General features: G+C 58.9%; 20 protein-coding genes and 1 tRNA gene. 8 read left to right on the top strand and 13 right to left on the bottom strand.

All coding sequences use genetic code 11. From position 1 onward, the window contains the following. Position 1: 1 nt before the first annotated feature. Genes ACG74X_RS17825 through ACG74X_RS17815 form a run of 3 tightly spaced genes read left to right on the top strand, consistent with a single transcriptional unit; the run spans position 2 to position 1,703 of the window. Positions 2 to 355: a biopolymer transporter ExbD gene (locus tag ACG74X_RS17825; protein ID WP_411236527.1), complete on the top strand. Its 354-nt coding sequence runs from the start codon at positions 2 to 4 to the stop codon at positions 353 to 355. Beyond that, entirely contained in the window at positions 352 to 729 is a 378-nt protein-coding gene (locus ACG74X_RS17820) for an ExbD/TolR family protein (RefSeq protein WP_411236526.1), read from the top strand. The genes ACG74X_RS17825 and ACG74X_RS17820 overlap by 4 nt, the downstream gene beginning before the upstream one ends. Beyond that, on the top strand, positions 726 to 1,703 hold the full coding sequence (locus ACG74X_RS17815; RefSeq protein WP_411236525.1) for a TonB family protein: 978 nt from the start codon (positions 726 to 728) through the stop codon (positions 1,701 to 1,703). The genes ACG74X_RS17820 and ACG74X_RS17815 overlap by 4 nt, the downstream gene beginning before the upstream one ends. A 96-nt stretch (positions 1,704 to 1,799) precedes the next feature. Here the strand turns inward: ACG74X_RS17815 and ACG74X_RS17810 are convergent, their stop codons facing one another. Beyond that, positions 1,800 to 3,821 carry a TonB-dependent receptor domain-containing protein gene (locus tag ACG74X_RS17810; RefSeq protein ID WP_411236524.1) on the bottom strand — a complete coding sequence of 674 codons (2,022 nt, stop codon included), beginning with the start codon at positions 3,819 to 3,821 and terminating at the stop codon, positions 1,800 to 1,802. A 230-nt stretch (positions 3,822 to 4,051) separates the two neighbouring features. Between ACG74X_RS17810 and ACG74X_RS17805 the strand changes: the two genes are divergently transcribed. Genes ACG74X_RS17805 through ACG74X_RS17785 form a run of 5 tightly spaced genes read left to right on the top strand, consistent with a single transcriptional unit; the run spans position 4,052 to position 8,201 of the window. Beyond that, entirely contained in the window at positions 4,052 to 5,104 is a 1,053-nt protein-coding gene (locus tag ACG74X_RS17805; RefSeq protein WP_411236523.1) for a hemin-degrading factor, read from the top strand. Continuing rightward, complete coding sequence (locus ACG74X_RS17800; protein ID WP_411236521.1) at positions 5,101 to 5,997, top strand: hemin ABC transporter substrate-binding protein; 897 nt, start codon at positions 5,101 to 5,103, stop codon at positions 5,995 to 5,997. Before ACG74X_RS17805 ends, ACG74X_RS17800 begins: the two co-directional genes overlap by 4 nt. Before the next feature lie 3 nt (positions 5,998 to 6,000). Then, on the top strand, positions 6,001 to 7,071 hold the full coding sequence (locus tag ACG74X_RS17795) for a FecCD family ABC transporter permease (RefSeq protein WP_411236520.1): 1,071 nt from the start codon (positions 6,001 to 6,003) through the stop codon (positions 7,069 to 7,071). A 3-nt stretch (positions 7,072 to 7,074) separates the two neighbouring features. Beyond that, positions 7,075 to 7,863, top strand: a complete 789-nt coding sequence (locus ACG74X_RS17790; protein WP_411236519.1) for a heme ABC transporter ATP-binding protein — start codon at positions 7,075 to 7,077, stop codon at positions 7,861 to 7,863. A 20-nt stretch (positions 7,864 to 7,883) separates the two neighbouring features. Next, positions 7,884 to 8,201, top strand: coding sequence for an antibiotic biosynthesis monooxygenase family protein (locus ACG74X_RS17785; RefSeq protein WP_411236518.1), 318 nt, complete (start codon positions 7,884 to 7,886; stop codon positions 8,199 to 8,201). 48 nt (positions 8,202 to 8,249) lie between these two features. Here ACG74X_RS17785 and ACG74X_RS17780 read toward each other — a convergent pair whose 3' ends face one another. The 12 genes from ACG74X_RS17780 to ACG74X_RS17725 form a co-directional block, all read right to left on the bottom strand. Next, positions 8,250 to 8,750, bottom strand: coding sequence for a hypothetical protein (locus ACG74X_RS17780; protein ID WP_411236517.1), 501 nt, complete (start codon positions 8,748 to 8,750; stop codon positions 8,250 to 8,252). Beyond that, a complete protein-coding gene (locus ACG74X_RS17775) occupies positions 8,747 to 8,965 on the bottom strand; it encodes a hypothetical protein (protein WP_411236516.1) in 219 nt (72 codons plus the stop codon). The genes ACG74X_RS17780 and ACG74X_RS17775 overlap by 4 nt, the downstream gene beginning before the upstream one ends. Then, positions 8,958 to 9,476 carry a hypothetical protein gene (locus ACG74X_RS17770; RefSeq protein ID WP_411236515.1) on the bottom strand — a complete coding sequence of 173 codons (519 nt, stop codon included), beginning with the start codon at positions 9,474 to 9,476 and terminating at the stop codon, positions 8,958 to 8,960. The genes ACG74X_RS17775 and ACG74X_RS17770 overlap by 8 nt, the downstream gene beginning before the upstream one ends. A 510-nt stretch (positions 9,477 to 9,986) precedes the next feature. Further along, positions 9,987 to 10,076 (bottom strand) — tRNA-Ser (locus tag ACG74X_RS17765). A 67-nt stretch (positions 10,077 to 10,143) separates the two neighbouring features. Continuing rightward, on the bottom strand, positions 10,144 to 10,518 hold the full coding sequence (locus tag ACG74X_RS17760; protein WP_411236514.1) for a hypothetical protein: 375 nt from the start codon (positions 10,516 to 10,518) through the stop codon (positions 10,144 to 10,146). After that, positions 10,518 to 11,252, bottom strand: coding sequence for an alanyl-tRNA editing protein (locus tag ACG74X_RS17755; protein ID WP_411236584.1), 735 nt, complete (start codon positions 11,250 to 11,252; stop codon positions 10,518 to 10,520). The genes ACG74X_RS17760 and ACG74X_RS17755 overlap by 1 nt, the downstream gene beginning before the upstream one ends. Then, a complete protein-coding gene (locus tag ACG74X_RS17750; RefSeq protein ID WP_411236513.1) occupies positions 11,252 to 13,621 on the bottom strand; it encodes a DUF3772 domain-containing protein in 2,370 nt (789 codons plus the stop codon). The genes ACG74X_RS17755 and ACG74X_RS17750 overlap by 1 nt, the downstream gene beginning before the upstream one ends. Further along, positions 13,618 to 14,652 carry a cysteine synthase A gene (locus ACG74X_RS17745; RefSeq protein ID WP_411236512.1) on the bottom strand — a complete coding sequence of 345 codons (1,035 nt, stop codon included), beginning with the start codon at positions 14,650 to 14,652 and terminating at the stop codon, positions 13,618 to 13,620. Before ACG74X_RS17745 ends, ACG74X_RS17750 begins: the two co-directional genes overlap by 4 nt. A 53-nt stretch (positions 14,653 to 14,705) precedes the next feature. After that, on the bottom strand, positions 14,706 to 15,842 hold the full coding sequence (locus ACG74X_RS17740) for an NUDIX domain-containing protein (RefSeq protein WP_411236511.1): 1,137 nt from the start codon (positions 15,840 to 15,842) through the stop codon (positions 14,706 to 14,708). Positions 15,843 to 15,848: 6 nt separating this feature from the next. Continuing rightward, positions 15,849 to 16,289 carry a TrgA family protein gene (locus ACG74X_RS17735; protein WP_411236509.1) on the bottom strand — a complete coding sequence of 147 codons (441 nt, stop codon included), beginning with the start codon at positions 16,287 to 16,289 and terminating at the stop codon, positions 15,849 to 15,851. Position 16,290: 1 nt separating this feature from the next. Next, entirely contained in the window at positions 16,291 to 17,499 is a 1,209-nt protein-coding gene (locus ACG74X_RS17730) for a class I SAM-dependent methyltransferase (RefSeq protein ID WP_411236508.1), read from the bottom strand. Between the two features lie 173 nt (positions 17,500 to 17,672). Next, positions 17,673 to 19,088 (bottom strand): cryptochrome/photolyase family protein, encoded by a 1,416-nt coding sequence (locus ACG74X_RS17725; protein ID WP_411236506.1) that lies wholly within the window; start codon positions 19,086 to 19,088, stop codon positions 17,673 to 17,675. Between the last annotated feature and the right edge of the window lie 62 nt (positions 19,089 to 19,150).

Here is a 19,150-nt window from a genome sequence, read left to right as displayed (position 1 = left end):
GATGACCTCGTTGATTGACGTGATCTTCCTGCTTTTGCTGTTCTTTATGCTGACCTCCACCTTCACGCGCTTTGCCGAGGTGGACCTGACCTCGGGCAGCGGCGGTACCGCTGTGGCCGACAACGCGCCGATCTTTGCGCAGCTTGGCCCGGATGCGGTGCGGCTGAATGGGACGCCCGTTCTTTTGCCAGACCTTGCCACGCGGCTTTCTGAACTCCGGAGGGACAAGACAGAGGACACAACGCCTTTGCTGATCGCACTGCAACCGGGTGTCACAGCGCAGCGGCTGACAGATGTTCTGGTCAAACTCCGCGATGTGTCGGGCGTCAGTGTGACCATATTGGAAAGCTCATGAAACGCATCCGCCCCAGCAGCAAACGAGAGCCAACCATCGCGCTGATCAACATCGTGTTTCTGATGCTGGTGTTCTTCATGGTCGCAGGCACGCTGACGCAGCCGATTGAAGGCGATCTGACCCTTGTGCGCACAGCCGATTTGGACGGGCGCGCACCGCCTGATGCGCTGGTTGTGCATCGGGACGGACGGCTGAGTTATCGCGGCCAAAGCATTGCTGATCCAGAGGCGTATTGGAGCAACGCCACCGATGGCGTGGCCCGCATTGTTCCCGACCAGAATCTGGATGCCGCCGAACTGATCCGCGTGGCCCGCAGCCTGCGCATCGCAGGGGCGGAGTCAGTGCATATTGTAACCGAAAGGGCGCTTGAATGATCCCTCGTTCACCGGTCTGGAAAATCCTTGCCGCCAGCACAGCCTTGGCTGCTCATGGGGCGTTTGTTTTGGCTGTCTCTGCCCCGGAAGACATCCGCGTCGAAGCACAACGCGGCAGCGCGGAGGTCAAGATCGGAACCGGGTTTGCAGATATGGCCGTGGGTACGCTCAGCGCGGCCACCATCACGCAAGACGCCACGGACCCAGCTGAACCGACGCCGGTGTCCCAGACCAGCCCCACAAAGACCGACCGCGTCGAGCATCAACAAACGACACATGCGCGCCCAGCGCCAATGGCACCGCAACCCGCGCCACCCCAGCCCGCGCAACAAACGGGTGCTGCCCTTCTGCCAAAGCCGCAGGTCGAAGCGATTGCAGCCTTGCGTGCCACCGCCATGCTGACGCAATCGACCGCCCTGCAACCAACGTCTCCCGAAGCGGCACCGCAACCGTCAGCCCCTGACACACCGCACCAGATCGAAACGCTGACGGCAGAAGAAGAGATCACCGCAGCGCCGCTGGCGTCGAAACGCCCGCAGCGACGGACCAAGGCGTTTGAAACGGCGCATACCCCGAAAGCGGCCCCAAAGCCGAAACAACAGACCACGTCCCGCGGGAACGCCAACCGCAACGCCACCAAGGGGTCCAGCACCGGCACGCGCACCGCAACAGCCGCACGCCAGGGCACCGCGCAAGGCACAGCACAGTCCGAAGGCAATGCCGCAGCCAGCAACTATCCAGGCCAAGTCTGGAGCAAGCTGTCACGGGTGCGCCGCCCAAATGGACGCGGCACCGCACGCGTCCAGTTTTCCATCACGGCAAGTGGCGATGTGGCGTCAGTTTCAATCGCCAGCAGCTCGGGCAACAGCCGATTTGATCGCGCCGCACTACAGATTGTCAGACGCGCGGGGCCGTTTCCGCGCCCACCGCAGGGGGCACGCCGCACCTATACCTTTGTCGTTCAGGGCGGATAATCCACCGCCCCCCTGATGAGGGCCAGGGAGGCGGCACAGTGCTGGCCCCAGATATGAGTGAATTCAGACCTGAGACCACCGCAAATGACAGGCGGATCAGAAAACCTTGGTCAGCGTCAGCTTAAAGTTCCGGCCTGGTTGATCCTTGCTGGACAGGTAGGGGCGGTAATTCGTGTCAAACACATTCTCGACCCCGACACGCACCTCGAAATCCGCGAATGCACCGGATTGCGGGACATAGGTCGCGCGAATGTTGCTGACATTGTACCCATCAAAGGTTTCGCCTGTATTATCCTCGGCGTCCCCCGCGACCAGCAATTCCCAACTTAAATCAAGCTGTTCACCCCAGCGTTTGCCAACGGTCAGGCGGGCTGTGTCCGCAGGCGTGTTTCGCCAGACTGCGTCGTCGCCACCCGGATAGACCTCGCGCCCATCCGCGATATTCGCGTTCAGATCCAGGTAAAACCCGTCTTCCAAACCATATGATGCCTCAAGCTCAAGCCCGTTGGTTTCGACGTTGTCCAGATTGTCGATCACCGACCCCGGAACCGTGTAGGACGTGATGTCCCAGGTGGTGGTGTGATACAGGTTCGCCCGGATCGAGAAATTATCACCCGCAGCGAACACCCCGTCCCCACCATAGCCAACGCCGATTTCATAGGTTTCAGACTTTTCATTCAGGTTGGCACGCACAAGGCTGCTGACGTCATCAATCGGTGGCAAACCTTCGGTATATGCGTAGCTGCCAAAGATCGACACACCGTTGTTCAATTCATAGGCCAGCGCCAGGCCCCCCATCCAGGCGTCATTGTCGAAATCGCCGAAGGTGTCGCTTTCGATGTTTGACTGCTCGTAGCGCAGCGCTGGCATGATCGTCCACGGACCGGTTGTCATTTCGTTGATCGCATAAACCGCAAAGCGCCGGTCCGTGCCGCCAAACGCGCTTGCGGCATTGTTCAGCTCGTTTTCGGCGCGTTCGCGCAAGCGCACTTCGGTGCCGACCAGAAGGTTATGGTCAATTGCGCCTGTCGTGAACAAAGACCGGTTTTTGACGTTCAAAGCCGTCTCTGTATAGTTGTGATCCGCATTCGCAAGCGCGCGGATTTGCCCACCAAAGCCGGGATCATTTTCAAATGGCGACGAGCCTTCGATATAATCCTGTTCGATATCCTCTTCTGAATAGGTCAGGTCGACGGACAGGTCGATCAGGTCATTTCCCGCAGGGTTCCAGTTATAGCGCAAGGACGCCTGCTGCGTATCGCGCACCCGGTCCACGCGGCCAAACAGGTCGGACACGCTGGCAAATTCGTTTTGCGGCACATCGGATTCGTCATTGACCGAACTCGTGACGGACAAGGTGAGCGACTGGTCATTGTCCTGCCCAAAGGTGAATTTTCCTTTGGCCAACCAGGACGGCATGTCTACGGAGCTGTTGCCGATCTCGTCTCCATCACCGTTTTCAAGATCATCGCCGCGACGGATCGTGTAATTGGCCAGAAACTCGGCCCGTTCTGTCGGCTGCCACGCAAGAATACTGGAGCTTGCCACCCCATTGCCGTTGGACGTGCCTTCCAGTGTCTGCGCAAAACGAAACCCGACCTCGCCGTTGGTGAAGTCGGACGCGTCTTTGGTTTCCAGCCGAACAACGCCGCCGACAATGCCGGAGCCGTATTCAAAACTGCCGATCGTGCCACGGAACACCTCGACCTCGCGGTAAAGCAGCGGATCGGTGAACAATTGCGTGCCCATACGGTATAATTCTTCCGAACCGACGCGCGCGCCATCAACAACAACCGCGATCTTTTGATCGTTGCCAAAGGTCGTGTTCGCGCCCCAGCCACGGATATTGATGCCCGATCCTTGCGGCGTGGACCCGTTCACCAGCGACACACCCGGCACCGTGTCGATCAATTGCGCGATGGTGCCGGCCTGACGGTCTGCGATTTCGGCGTCGTCGACCACGGTGGATGTCACCGGTGTGCCGACTTGCAAATCCCGTTTGCCAAACGTCAGAAAGAGCGTACCAAGAAAGCCGTCCTCCTCTTGTGCGACGGCCTGAACAGGCAACAGGCTGACAAGCACAAGCGCCGTTGTGCTGCGAAGCAGTGTTTTGGACATGAGATCCCCTTTGGAATTTGGCAGAATTCACCTTGCTGGCCAAACGCTCGCGGGGCGGAATAGGCGTATTTTTCGAAGACGCCTGTAACTCTTGCTTGCAGGCGGTACTATTTCTGATAATAACAGTCAAGAATAATTGATACGCGCTGCGCGTATTTGATTCAGCCATGTCCACCTGTGTTACCTGTGGTCTAGCCAAGCAAACTCAATCCAGTGATGAGGCTCGGCATATGGCTGAACATACCCCCCTTTCGATCGAGGATATTCAGAACGCTCAGGCCGAATGGCCCAAATTGCGTGAACGGGATCTTGCCGCGAAACTTGGCATTTCCGAATTTCAGCTGGCCTGCGCACATGTCGGCCAAGGCGTGACCCGCATCGACGCGCATCCGGATAAAACCATGCCCGCCGCGATGCAATTGGGCGAGGTGATGGCCCTGACCCGCGTGGACGCGGCGGTTCACGAAAAGGTCGGAATTTATGATGCGTATCACCCCGGCCAACATGCCGCCATGGTCCTGACCGAAGACATCGACCTGCGCATCTTTCCGTCGCATTGGGTCCACGCGCTTATGGTCGAAAAACCCTCCGACGCAGGCACGCGTCGCTCGATTCAGATTTTTGACGCCGCCGGTGACGCGATCCACAAGGTGTTTTTGCGCGACGGCTCAGACCTCAACGCGTGGGACACGATTGCCCGAGAATTGGCCATTCCCGATCAGGCCCCCCTGCCCGAGATTGGCCAGCGCAAACCTGTTGAGGCCGCAAAATCGGCACCGGACAAGACGGATATTCTGCGCAAGGAATGGGCACGGTTAACCGATACACATCAATTCCTGCGGCTGTGTTCCAAGCTCAAGATGAACCGGCTTGGCGCATATCGCATCGCGGGCGCACCCTTTGTCCGACAATTGGCGACCACGGCCGTGGATCAGATGCTGCACAAGGTGCAGGCCTCCGGAATCGAGATCATGCTTTTCGTGGGCAATCGCGGCTGCATCCAGATCCACACTGGCCCGATTGAAACGCTGAAACCGATGGGCCCCTGGCAAAATGTCATGGACCCGCGCTTTAATCTGCATTTGCGGCGCGACAAGATTGCCGAAGTGTGGGCCGTCGACAAACCCACGCAGCGCGGTCCGGCCATTTCGGTCGAAGCGTTTGATGCCGACGGCGGGCTGATCCTTCAGGTCTTCGGTCTTGGCAAAGATGGCCGGGACAGTCGCCCGGCCTGGGGCCGGATCGTGGAAACGCTCGACAGTGTGACAGGGGTGGCGGCATGAGCAGACAGGCATGTTCGGACGGGTTTACAATCTATATGTCCATGTTCATTGCGATGTTGGGGGCCGCCTTTGCATGGTCCGTCAGCATCCAGAACCACGCCACCGCCAGCTCCCCAGAGGCCGATGTGCTGTCGATTGGCGGTTCGGTTACGGAAATCATCTACGCGCTGGATCAGCAACACCGCCTGGTGGGGCGCGACACAACCTCCAGCTGGCCACCCGAAACCGAGGCGCTGCCGGATGTCGGATACATCCGTGCGCTGTCGCCCGAAGGCGTGCTTGCCGTGAACCCCAAGCTGATCATAGCGGAAGACGGTGCCGGCCCCCCCGAAGCCATTGACGTGCTTCGGGATGCGTCGGTTGAGATGGTGGTCGTACCCGATGACTTTTCGGCACAGGGAATTCTGAACAAGATCCGCATCGTCGGGGACGCTTTGGATGTAAAAGACCGCGCGGATGCGTTGATCTCTGAAACCTCGGCGGCGCTTGCGGCTGCGGAAACGGCGGCACAGGCAAATGGCGGCTCCGGCAAGCGGGTGATGTTTATTCTAAGCACCGAAGGCGGACGCATCATGGCGTCGGGAACCGGAACCGAAGCGGATGGCGTCATCAAAATGGCAGGTGGCACAAATGCCATCACCGATTTCGAAGGCTACAAGCAGATTTCGGATGAGGCGGTGATCGCGGCTGCGCCGGATGCAATCTTGATGATGGATCGAGACGGCGATTTCGGCATGGCCACCGACGATCTTCTTGATCTGCCCGCCATTGCAACAACACCCGCCGCAGAGGCCCGCGCGGTGATCAAGATGAACGGATTGCTGTTGCTGGGCTTTGGCCCAAGAACCGCTGAGGCGGTGCGCAAACTGTCCGCCGCATTGCGGGAAAGTTGATCCATGGTCGCCCTTTCCGATACCGCACATGCCGCGCCATTGGACCGTCTTGGCTTTGCGCGGCGCATGCATGTGGTGCTGTTGTTGTTCCTGATCGTCGTGTCGCTTCTTAGTCTTACGGTTGGCGCGACCGGCATCACCCCCTGGGACATGGCCCGCGCGCTGTTGCGCGGTGAAGCGCCCGAAGCCATGGCGTCGGTGGTTCTGTTTGACATTCGCCTGCCAAGACTGGCCATGGGCATTCTGGTTGGTGCGGCGCTGGCGGTATCGGGTGCTGTGATGCAGGGGCTTTTCCGCAATCCCCTTGCCGATCCGGGCATCATCGGCGTGAGCGCTGGCGCAGGGCTTGGGGCTGTGGCGGCCATCGTGATTGGCGGGCTGTTGCCCTTTGGGCTTGCACCGGTTCTTGGCCCGTACCTTGTGCCGCTTGCGGCCTTCTTTGGGGGTTGGGCATCGACCATGCTGCTTTACCGCGTCGCCACGCGCGGCGGTGTCACTTCCGTTGCAACCATGTTGCTGGCCGGGATCGCGCTTGGCGCTTTGGCGGGGGCAGTGTCCGGGCTTTTGGTCTATGCCGCCGATGATCGACAGCTCAGGGATCTGACCTTTTGGGGACTTGGGTCCATTGCCGGGGCAAGCTGGACCAAAATCATGGTGGCCGGCCCGCTGATCGCCGTGTCGGTGTTGGCCGCCTGCGCGCTGGCACGCGGGCTGAACGGTCTGGCTTTGGGCGAAGCGACCGCCGCGCATATCGGTATACCCGTTCAGCGCATGAAGAACCGCGCCATTCTTTCTGTCGCGATGGCAACAGGGGCCGCCGTGGCCGTCTCAGGAGGGATCGGTTTTATCGGCATCGTCGTGCCCCATGTGCTGCGCATCGCGACCGGCCCGGATCACCGCGCCCTGCTGATCAATTCCGCGCTCCTCGGGGCGTCGCTTTTGTTGCTGGCGGATGTGATTGCCCGGGTCGTCATTGCTCCGGCTGAGATGCCGATTGGCATTGTCACCGCTGTCCTTGGCGCGCCGGTGTTTCTTTGGATACTTCTGCGCAACCGCAGCGCGATGGGGTTTTAGACGATGTTGCTGATAAACGATCTGAACGTGCATTTTGGCGCTGCACATGTGCTGAAAAACGTCAGTCTGAGCGCCTTGCCCGGTGCGGTGACCTGTATCGTCGGGCCCAATGGCTCGGGCAAGACCACAACCCTGCGCGCGGCGACCGGCGATGTCGCCTATGAGGGCAGTATCACGTTGAACGGGCATAGCCTGAAACGGCTTGAGCCATGGCAAGCCGCCCGCCTGCGCGGGGTACTGCCGCAATCCTCCACACTCGCTTTTCCGTTCACCGTAATCGAGGTCGTGCGCATTGGGCTTCATACCGGCGAAGCGGGCGATCAGGATCACATCGCGCTTGCCGCACTCGATAAGGTCGATCTGGCAGGCTATACCAACCGCCCGTATCACGAATTGTCAGGCGGCGAACAGCAGCGCGTCCACCTGGCCCGCGTTCTGGCACAGATCCCCGACGCCAAGCCCGACGATGACCCGCGATGGCTGTTTCTTGACGAACCTGTCGCAAGTCTCGACATTGCGCATCAGTTACAAGTGATGAAAATCGCCCGCGATTTTGCCGATGCAGGCGGAGGTGTGGTGGCCGTGATGCATGACTTAAACCTGACATCTATGTTCGCCGACAAAATCGTGCTTATGTCGGACGGATCAATTCTTGCCGTCGGCCATCCCGCACGCGTCATGACCAATGCAACACTCAGCCGCGCGTATCGCTGCGATCTGCGTGTATCCTGTCCACCGCCGGGCAACCTGCCCTTTCTTTTGCCTCATGCGGCCCGCGCCGCTGCCGAATAACCCAATCTACGGAGTTCCGAATGTTTATCGCAATGAACCGATTTACCGTCACACGCGCCAACGCCGCTGAATTCGAGGCCCTGTGGCTGGGGCGCGAAAGCCATTTGCATGAGATGGAGGGTTTTGTCGAATTCCACATGCTCAAAGGTCCGGAAGAAGACGGGAAAATCCTCTATGCCTCGCACACAGTCTGGGCCAGCGAAGACGCGTTCAAAGCCTGGACGAAAAGCGAACAGTTCCGCGCCGCCCATGCCGGAGCGCGCGACACCGCCAAGCTGCACGAGGGCAGCCCCCGGTTCGAGGGCTTCAAGACCATCCAGTCGATTGCAGCGCAGTAAGAGCCCCGGCGCATCTGAAGATCGCGTCCAACCTTGCCGCCGCTCTGCCTAGCTGACCGCGCTGAGGCGCGGGGCATTCGCGTTTCGCACCGACCTTATTTGATCAGGTCCAGTATAATTTGGCCCAGTATGATTTGGTCCCGTATGATCCAGCCGGGACGCCAGTGCCAAAGCCGCGCGTACCACCGCCGCGTAAATGTGCCCATCGCACAATTGCATCATAACGTTGCGCGCGTTTGCCTTGTCCTGCTGCCGCATAAAGCGCACCATTAGCAAAATCTGGTGCTCCTGTTCGGTCACCTCGGATCTCTGCTGCACATCAAGCGGATCTTGTATTTCAAGGGTGATGTCTTTGCTCAACACAGCGGACACAAGATCAATCGTGGCATGTGCCAGCGCCAGTCCGCGCGGCTCGCCCCAGCGTTCTGCAGCGATCATATAGGCCGACCGCCACGCGCAACGTTCAGGACAGGTGAACGCGTAAACGGCGTGTCGCAGGATCGGTAACAACGCCCGGTCCACCGGGTCATTCAGATCGTCGATCGTCATCCTGTGACCTTTCCTGCAATGATTTCCGGTGCCGCAAACCGGGTGACATTTTCGCCAAGCTCTGCATCGCCGGGCAGCTTTGGGATCGACCCTGCGGATTTGGTGGGAAACCGCACTTCAGCTTCCATCGCCGCACGCAGACCGGCTTTCAGCCCGCACCCGTACCGCTGCGCCACATCATCAATAGCAATCAGATTTCGATAGATGTCAGACATACCGCACCAGACCTTCCCGGCTTTTGCCAGGGACATGTCGCATGTCGCGCGCCGGCAGAATATCAACCAAAGCCTGCAATTCGATCAGGATGTCCTCCAGCCCATTGCCTTCACACAGCATCATCAACTCTGTTTGCGCACGCCCCATGCGCCCCTGCCTGAGTTCTGACAGCGATAGGAACAACCGGCGCTCCACCTCTGTCAGAATAACAGCGCAATTGGGACACGCTGGATTGCTGTACTGGAACGTCGATTTTCTGGTTCGACGCATCACCTGAAGCACGCAAAGAAGGCTGTACGCAAACCGCGGCCCGTCTTTTCGCCCGAAAAAATCCTCTGCCTCGACAAAAGCGCGCACCCAGGCCGTTCCCGGTGTTGAATAACTGGTGAAAAACCACCGCGCGATCTGGAGCAACTGAAACTCAGTATGGTCCAGACCCACCACGCTGACGTGGAAGTCCTTTGGACGAAGGGGGCGATGACTGCACGAACCTGACGGCACTTTTGACATGTTGCGATCCTTTCACAGGCGGGTTTCAAGGTCGAAACCGGTGGCTGCGTCGAATCGATAAGACCGCGGGGCGTTCAGTTCTTTTTCTTTTCTGACAGATTTTGTCAGGAAAATCCAGAGGCGGTTCCTTACATGTTTTCAATCCGGCTCAAAGAGCGCATTTGCCCCCAGTTACTGCCAGTGCGCCGCCAATCTATCGCCCAATTGCCATACTCCGCGCTAGGCAATCACTGACCAAGCGGATCACGCCATAGCCAATGACATCCGCGCCACGCGCTTGGCCCCGTTCACGACGTTGCCACACTCGATTGTCTGGGCTCAGCAAGACTCCGTTCCAGTCGGCTTGGTGATGTCTGAAATATTAATGCCTTGCATGCCGCGACACACAAATCAGCCGCCTCCACAATCCATGGCTCCGACCGCACCGTTCAGCCTTTGCTTCCTAGAGCGCGTCCAAAGCTGATATCATTGAAATTTCTCGAACTCACTGACCGCGTGCAGTCAGCATAATGGCGGACAGGAAGGGATTCGAACCCTCGAGACGGTCTCCCGCCTACGCACTTTCCAGGCGCGCGCCTTCGACCACTCGGCCACCTGTCCGAGGGCTGTTTATGAGAAAGCACCGGGGGGATGCAAGAGCGATTGTAAAGGAAAATCCGATATGATGTCAGTCTGTGCGCATCTGGGCGGCTGCGGTGAGGAAGGCGGCGGCGATTGTGCCTTCGATGCCGGCGGCAACAAGGATGGCGGGTTTTGCAAGGTCGGTGAGCCAGGCATGCACACCCGTGGCCGCGACACCCAGAAAGGCACAGCCGCAAATCAGGCAAAGGCCGGACAGAAACCGCCCCTTGGGCAGAGTTCGGGCCAGCAAAAGGACGCCACCTAGGCCGATGATCGCGGGTGCCAATCTGCGCGCGGCAAAGGTCATGCCGGGATCATAGCTGAGCACATAGAGCGCGATGTAGCTGTCCGGTCTGATCAGCAAGACCACCCCAATCGCGCTCACAAACAGGCCTGTTGCAAGCAACAATAGCCGCAGCATCAGATTTCCAAAGCGATGTTCACGCGGCGATTCTGCTTGCCCTTGTTTTCAATCTTTCCAAACAGCACACGGCCAATTTCTCCGGTGCGGGCAACATGGGTTCCGCCACAGGGTTGCAGATCAGTCGGGGCCGCATCCTCGCCGATTTGAACCAACCGAATGCGACCATTGCCGCGCGGCGGTTGCACCGACATGGTTTTGACCAAAGACGGGTTTGCATCCAGGTCGTCATCAGTGATCCAGCGTTCGCTGACCACGAGATCCTGATCGATGAGACGGTTCAGTTCCGCTTCCAATGCGTCGCGGTTTTCAGGTGGCTCTGGCATCATGAAATCCAGCCGTCCGCGCCCTGCCCCGATCGACCCGCCTGTCACCGGCAACGGAATCACCACCGACAGTAAGTGAAGCGCGGTGTGCACACGCATGTGTTTGTGACGCCGTTCCCAATCGAGCCGCTGCATCACATGGGCCCCGATCGGAGGCACCTGCGCGGGCTCGGCCGGGACAAGAACACTGGCCCCGGTGTCGCCTTTGACCGTGGTGGCAATGGCGAGCGAATGCCCGTCCCAATCGATCCAGCCACTGTCGCCGGGCTGTCCGCCGCCGGTTGGATAGAAATTCGATTTGTCCAGAACGATGCCGCCTTCGTCGGTGTGCGATACCACCTTGGCCGACACATCGCGGGCATACGGGTCGGACCGATAGATCGGATCAGTAGGGTCAGGGCTGTCCATCACGTCGGGGCCTCCTCGGGGTCTGACTTTGGTGCGGCGTCTGCTTTTGGGGTGTCCGCGCTTGCCAGTGTTTCTGGGTTGCGCAACCAGACATCCCGCTGAGCAAAGGGAATTTCAATGCCTTCTTTTGCGAATGTCTCAGCAATCTGGTGGTTGATCTCGGTCCGCACCGCAAGGATTTTCGTGACATCCGGCAGGATCATACGCACATCGAAATCCAGCGAATCCGCACCAAAGCCCTTGAAATGCACAAACGGCGCTGGGTTCATCAGAACCATCTCGTGGTTGCGGGCGATTTTATACAAGATGTCTTCGACCCGGCGGGTATCGGTGCCATATGCCACGCCCACCTCCACAACAAGCCGGCCCAGCACGTTGCCTCTTGTGTAATTGGTGACCGAATTCGACACCAGATCGGCATTGGGCACGATCACATCCGTGCGGTCAAAGGTTTCAATCCGGGTCGAACGCACCGAGATGTCGCGCACGGTGCCGTGTTGGCCGTTAACCTCGATCCAGTCGCCTTCGGATATGGGGCGTTCGATCAACAGGATAATGCCGGATACGAAATTCTGGACAATGTTCTGCAGGCCGAAACCGATACCAACCGACAGCGCACCGGCCACAAACGCAAGCGCGGTCAAGTCAATTCCGGCCGCAGTGACGGCGATGATCACCGACAGGAAAATACCCAGATATCCGATGCCCGACACAATCGCCGTGCGCCCGCCCTGATCAATCCGGGTCTTTGGCAGGACCGATCCCCGCAAGCCCCCCTGCAACAGCCGTGTGAGCACGTAGCCTATCGCAAAGACCGCCGCGAAGGTCAGGAAATCGGTTGGGGAAATGCGTGTCTCGCCAAAGGTAAACCCGGCCTGGAACCGCGCCCACAGTTCCGTCAGGTCGGTCACACGCGCGCCCCAGATCAGCGCAAGCAAGGGCAGCGCGATCAGCGACAGCACAAGACCGAACAGCACTGGAAGCAGGCTTTGGTTTTCATCCAGCGCCTGTCCGGTCACAAGATGGAACATATCCCGCATCAGCCGCTGGACGATAAACAGGAAGGCAAACAATCCGATCGACAGGATCGTGGGGTAGATGATCGCTTCGGCCAGGTTCAGATAGCCGACAGCCGACAGGATCGGCCCGATGATCCCGACCAGCATAGCCGCCTGCCCAACAAGGCGTGACAGTCGCGATGGAAAGGTCAGCCCCTCGGGCGGGGCGTCATCGCCGTCGCCCGCGTCGCTGCTTGGGCCTGTCCTGCGCAGGATCTGGCCAAGCCGAAACAGGATCAGTCCGCAAACCAGATGAAGCGGGAAACTCAGGACCGCCAGCGCTTCTTCGGACAATTGCCCAACAGAGGCAAGGCTGACGAAGAACACGCTCAGGCCAAGAAAAATCGCCAGAAAGTTGCAGTAGTAGCGTGCCGTTTTGCGGTCGGATTTCGGCAACAGAATGGTCCGCACATCGTCATCGTCGGAAAATGTCTGCGTCGCAAGCCACCGTGTGAACAGAACGGCCAGAACGACCCAGGGCAGCAAAAAGGACAATTGCGTCCCCTGCGGCCCCAACAGCCCGCTCAGATCGCCCGCATAGGCCAACAACGTGACCCCGGCGACAGGCAGTGCCAGCCGTGCAAGCGACAGCAACGTGCTCCAGACTCCTGTGCCGCGACGTGTTTTGTGGCGCAGCCATTCGCCCAGCAGGTCGATCCATTTGGGTGCGCGCAAGACCAGCAATATAGCGACAGCAACCGTCAGAAGAAATGCCGGGAGATTGTCGAAAAACACCGTGCGGCGCGTTTGGCTCTGCAAATTGTCCGAGATCTCGGACGCCACCGCATTAAAAGGGTCTAACAGTTCGGCAAACGCATCCTGCCATAAACGCGGATCAACCGGGGCAACGCCTCGCCTCAGCAGGGTGTCGGTCTGGCGCGCCCGGATGATTTCGTCAATTTCCTTGATCAGCCCGTCTGCGCGGCTATACGCCTCTTCTGCGCGGCGCAAAGGGGCTTTCAGTTCGGCAATTCGCGCATTGAGCTGCGCCCGTCTGTCCGCCAGCTGATCGGGTTCGCTGCCGTCTTCGGGTGCCGGCCCCAGGGCATCCAACTGCGACTGCAGCGTCGCCAGACGCGGGTCACTTGCATTTTGCCGCTGCAGCAGCCGGTCGCGGTAATCCGACACCGAGGCGCGCAAGGTTTCAAGCGCGCTAGTTGAGACGGATTCGGCATCAATGGCGGTCTCGGCGCGCTCGGCAATCTGCTCCCAGATTTCGAAATCGATGGGCTCTTCCTGTGCCAAAACCAACGACGTGGCACACAGCAAGACTACGATCGCTGCCCGGAAAGCTGCGAAGAGTGGTTTCATGCGTCCTCAAAAACGTCCGGAACTGCGCTGGCCTGCGCTTCGAGCCAGTCTGGCACAGGCAAGTCTTTGTCCCGCAGGAAGGCGGGATTGAACAGCTTGGACTGATAGCGCGTGCCGTAGTCACATAGAATGGTCACGATTGTATGGCCCGGCCCAAGGTCTTTGGCCAACCGTATCGCGCCCGCCAGATTCACGCCGGACGATCCGCCAAGGCACAACCCTTCATCCGCCAAAAGATCAAAGACAAGGGGCAAGGCTTCGTCGTCCGGGATCTGATAGGTGAAATCCGGTGTGAACCCTTCGAGGTTGGCCGTGATGCGCCCCTGACCGATCCCTTCGGTGATGGACCCACCGGTCGCTGCAAATTCGCCCGTCGTATAGAACGAATACAGCGCAGAGCCCAATGGATCGGCAATGCCGATCTTGACGCCTTTGGGCTGTAAAACCTGTGCCACACCGGCAAGCGTTCCGCCTGAGCCCACAGCGCAGACAAATCCATCTACCTTGCCGTCGGTCTGTTCCCAAATTTCCGGTGCCGTGGTTTCCACATGCGCGCGCCGATTGGCAACATTGTCGAACTGATTTGCCCAGATCGCGCCATTCGGGGCGGTCCTGGCGATCTCTGCGGCAAGCCGCCCGGAATACCGCACGTAATTGTTCGGGTTGCGGTACGGCACAGCCGGCACTTCCACCAGCTCTGCCCCGGCAAGCCGCAACATGTCTTTCTTTTCCTGGCTTTGCGTCTCTGGGATGACGATAATTGTCTTGAACCCCATGGACGCCCCAACCAAGGCAAGCCCGATGCCGGTGTTGCCTGCGGTCCCTTCGACAATGGTGCCTCCGGGTTTCAGCTGCCCCGCCTCTACCGCATCTTTGATCATGTAAAGCGCGGCGCGATCCTTTACCGACTGGCCCGGATTCATAAACTCGGCCTTGCCCAGAATGGTACACCCGGTCAGCGCGCTGGCCTTGCGAAGTTTGATCAACGGAGTGTTGCCGACAGCCTCGGCCAGTTCGCCTGCGAAACGCATTGTACCCTCATCACTTTGGTTGCCCTTGGGTGTAGGGGTCACAGGCGCGAAACTCAAGCATCCGCCCGCAAACCGGCGCGATGTGCCATAAGCCAGTACAGCATCATCACCAACGGTCCAGCATTGATTTCACCGGTTTTGATCAGGTCCATGGCCCCGTCAAATGACAGCACATGACTGCGAATATCCTCATGCTCGGACAACAGCCCGCCAACCGATGACGTGACACCGGACAAGTCACAAACAGACAGATAACAATGGAAAAACTCGGTCGAGTAGCCTGGCGATGCATAGACCCGTGTCATCAGCTCTAGCGGTCCCAGTTCCAGTCCCGCCTCTTCCACCGCCTCGCGACGAGCGGTATCGGCGGGGTCTTCACCGGCATCAACCAGACCGGCGATCGGCTCGAACACCCACGGGTTCGGATCGTCGCGCAAAAGCGGGCCATAGCGAAGCTGCTCGATCAACAACACCTGATCCAGAACCGGATCATAGGGCAACACCAGCGCGGCATCGAAGGCCAAAAAGGCTTCGCGCACCACCTCGGGACTGCGGCTGCCATCAAACCGCTTGTGATCAAGCCGAAACTCCGCCAGATCAAAAAATCCCCGATAGCCCGGCAAACGCGCATGCATGGTAACGTCGTCTGGCCCGGGCGCGTGCCGAAGGGTGTTCGCAGGCGGAGTGTGCCGCGCCATTTTTCGCGCCCAGTGACGCGCCATCAAGAACGGAAACAATGCGCCAACGGTGTCAGCATCATAGCGCGCGCGCCGTGCCATGACATCGCGCGCCGAGCCCTCGGCCATGTCGCCCCAGACGGTGGCCCAGTCCTGCAACACCCACGGCGCACCACGTGTCTGCCCAGATGTGACCGGGAAATAACAGACCGCTTTGACGGAGGTTCCGAACGCCGCAACCTTCACGTCTTCCAGACGATAGGAAAACGCGCCTTCATAATAGCTTAGCCGCGCTTCTTCATCCGGGCTGACATCTGACAACAAAACCCCAACAGCCTGCTCTCCGGGGCAGTGTTCGATCATTGGATACGCTTCGTTCTTGACCCAAGACACGCGGTGATCCGGCAATGTTGCCGCCGCCAAACGCGGTTTCAGGTCCGCCTCGGGCAGCCCCAGAACTGCGGCAAGCAATGGCGCATGACACAGCGTTCCATAGAAAAAAAACGCAGCCAAAACGCGCTATTTCCAGCGCCGGGATACAAATTCCGTTAAATACCCGGTCACCAAAGCCCCAATCAAAAACAAAACCAGCATCATCGGGTTGACCAGAACTGTGCCGTATTCAATGCCAATCTCGAAGATCGCCGCAAAGGCCTCGACCGGACCATCGTAACGCCGCTTCATCGACAATTGGAACATTTCGTAACAGGCATGCAGGAACAACGCCCAAAAGATCAGCGCCGCAACCCCCGTTATGCCGTTACCAACAGCATCCCGCGTTCCACGTCCGGCGCGGCTGCCCACGACGAACCAGCCCACAACACCACCCAAAGCTGCGTTGAAGATCGAAAAATTGCCGAAATTCGTGATTTCAGGAAGAAGCGTTTTCACCAATTCCGACGACACATATCCCAAAGCCGCCAAACACAACGCTGCGATCGTTTTGGCGGCCGTGGGCATGTCAGGCGGGTCTCGTAATGGTTATCTGCGTTACATCGCAGTTTCCGCTATGAAATGTCGACGCGCAAGAGGTCAGGTAAAAATTCCACATCCGCCGGAACCGGTCGTCAAACCCAAGCTTGGCCACCTGATCCCATTTTTCGTTAAAGGTTTCATGCCACCGACGCAGGGTCTGGCTATAGCTTTCGCCAAATTCGACAGAGCGCGCAACACTTAAACCGGCGCGTTCGATCTCGGCCCTAAGCACAGAAGGACTGGGAAGCATTCCACCCGGGAAGATATATTTCTGAATGAAATCAACGCCCCGGTTGTAAATTTCCCAGCGCGCATCTTCGACGGTGATAATCTGAAGCGTCGCGTTCTTACCCGGTTTCAGGCAATTTTTGACCGAGGTGAAATAGGTCGGCCAGTATTTCTGCCCCACCGCTTCGAACATTTCAATCGACGCAATGCCGTCATATTGGCCGGTTTCGTCGCGGTAATCCTGCAGCTTAAACGTCACACGATCCGACAAGCCTGCCTTGGCAATCCGGTCCACGGCGTAATTGTATTGCTCCTGGCTGATGGTCAGACCCGTCACCTGAAGCCCGCGTTCCCGGGCGGCGTATTCCGCGAAACCGCCCCATCCACAGCCAATTTCCAGCACATGATCACCGGGCTGGGCCCCCATCTGGTCCACCATGCTGGCATATTTAGCGATCTGCGCCTTCTCGGTGCTTTCCTGTCCGGTTTCGAACAACGCAGAGGAATAGGTCATCGTGTCATCCAGCCACAATGCGTAAAACTCATTGCCCAAATCGTAATGGTAGCTGATGTTCTTTTTCGCCTGACGTTTGGTATTGGACTGCAACCAGAACCGCAGCTGTTCGTACCAGCGCACCAGGTTCATCCCCGGAAACCCGTCATAGACTTCGTTATTGTCACCATGCACGAAATCCATAAAGGCCTGCAGGTCCGGTGTGCTCCACCATCCTTCAAGATAGGCATCACTGAACCCCAGATCCCCATCACGGATCAGCCGCGCGAACAGATCCGTATTGTGAACATGCACCTCGGCCACCGGCCCCGGTTCGGCACCTTCGGCCCGGAAATGGCGGCCATCGGGTAAAATGAAATCCACACGCCCCTTCCGAAGCTTGTGCGCCATCGCAAACATTTGCGCAAAATAGCGCGGCAAATCGGATTGGTCGTCGAGTGTCGTCAGGATCATGCAGAGCTTCCGCTGTCTGGTTGGCGTGACACCTATCAAGAGCAAACATGCTCAGGCAAGTGTTAACGCAACCTAGCGTCAGGACGCCGAAGGCAAGAGGTGATCACAGATAAGGTGCGGAAATCACACATCTTGCTGCGCCGACACCTCTGGAAATGGCCCGACATGCGCCATCAGAAATCCCGGGTCTCATAGGCCTCCAACGCCCGGGCACGACCATCCTCGGCTGACACGATAGGTGCCGGGTAATCCGCATCGGCAGACATGCCCCAGGATCTGGGGATGGCCTCGAAATAGGCCAACGCATCCTCATGCGGGGTCTGATAGCCTTCGGCGATCCAGCGGCCCACATAGGCACGGTCCTTGTCGAATTTATCCAGCTGCGTGACCGGGTTGAACACCCTGAAATAGGGCGTCGCATCCGGGCCCGACCCGGCTGACCACTGCCAGCCCATGGCATTTGACGCAGGGTCCCAGTCGATCAAACAGTCTTCAAACCATTTTAGCCCTATTTTCCAGTGGCACATCAGATGTTTGCACAGATAGGATGCAACAATCATGCGCCCCCGGTTGTGCATGCGTCCGGTCACATACATCTCGCGCATGGCCGCATCGACAAATCTGATCCCGGTGCGCCCCTGTTTCCAGGCCTTGACCTCGGCTTTGCGTTCATCCTCGTTCCACGGGAACGCAGCCCAGTCCTCGCGCCAGTTGTCGTCCAGAATGCGCGGCGTGTGCCACATCAGATGATAGGCAAACTCGCGCCAGACCAGTTCCTTGAGGAACGTCTCCGCCCCGGCCTTGCCCTCCTCCATCGCACGCTGGCCCGCATGCCAACACTGCGCCGGGCTGATCTCTCCCAAGGCCAGGTTTTCCGAAAGACAGGACGTCCCATCGACCGCAGGCAAATCGCGGGTCGTGTCATAATCCGCAACCTTCGATGCAACAAACGCCCCCAGCCGCGCCTGGGCCGCCACCTCTCCCAATTGAACAAAGGGCCGCACCACATCGGCCCCCCGATCCATCGCCGCCCCAAGCGCCCAATCCGACGAGCTGTCGCTGTCCGGCCAGTTCGCAGGCGCAGGGATGGATGCAGGGGCCGCCAAAGCTTCGGGCACATCATTGCCGCGCACCGATTTCCAGAACGGCGTATAGACCTTGTAAAACCCGCCCTGCTTGGTTTCCACGGTCCAAGGCTCAAACATCACATGCCCGGCAAAGCTCTGCGCCTCAACCCCGGCCTCTTTCAACGCCGCTTTCACATCTGTATCGCGCGCGACAGACGCCGGGTCATAGGCGCGTTGCCAATAGACTGCGGTGGCCCCGGTTTCCTCAACCAGCGCCGGGATCACCACCCGCGCATCACCCGCCCGCAAGATCAGACGACTGCCTTTATCCTCCAGCGCCTTGGCATAATGTTCCAACCCAAGCCCCAGCCGCCATTTCGGAGCGACCCCCAGATCGTCAACCGTATCATCCCGCAGAAAAACCGGGATCACAGGTCCTCCGCGCGCCACCGCCGCGTCCAGAGCGGCGTGATCGCTCATGCGCAAATCCCGCCGTATCCACACCAGTGTTGTCTCAGCCATGCTGCCCGTCCCCATTCCTATGTTTGACCGCGACCTAACGGGATACTGGCAAAGGTCAAACA

The organism is Marivita sp. S0852 (assembly GCF_046591575.1).
Classification (GTDB): Bacteria; Pseudomonadota; Alphaproteobacteria; order Rhodobacterales; family Rhodobacteraceae; genus Marivita.
This window is presented reverse-complemented; position numbering and strand designations above follow the sequence as displayed.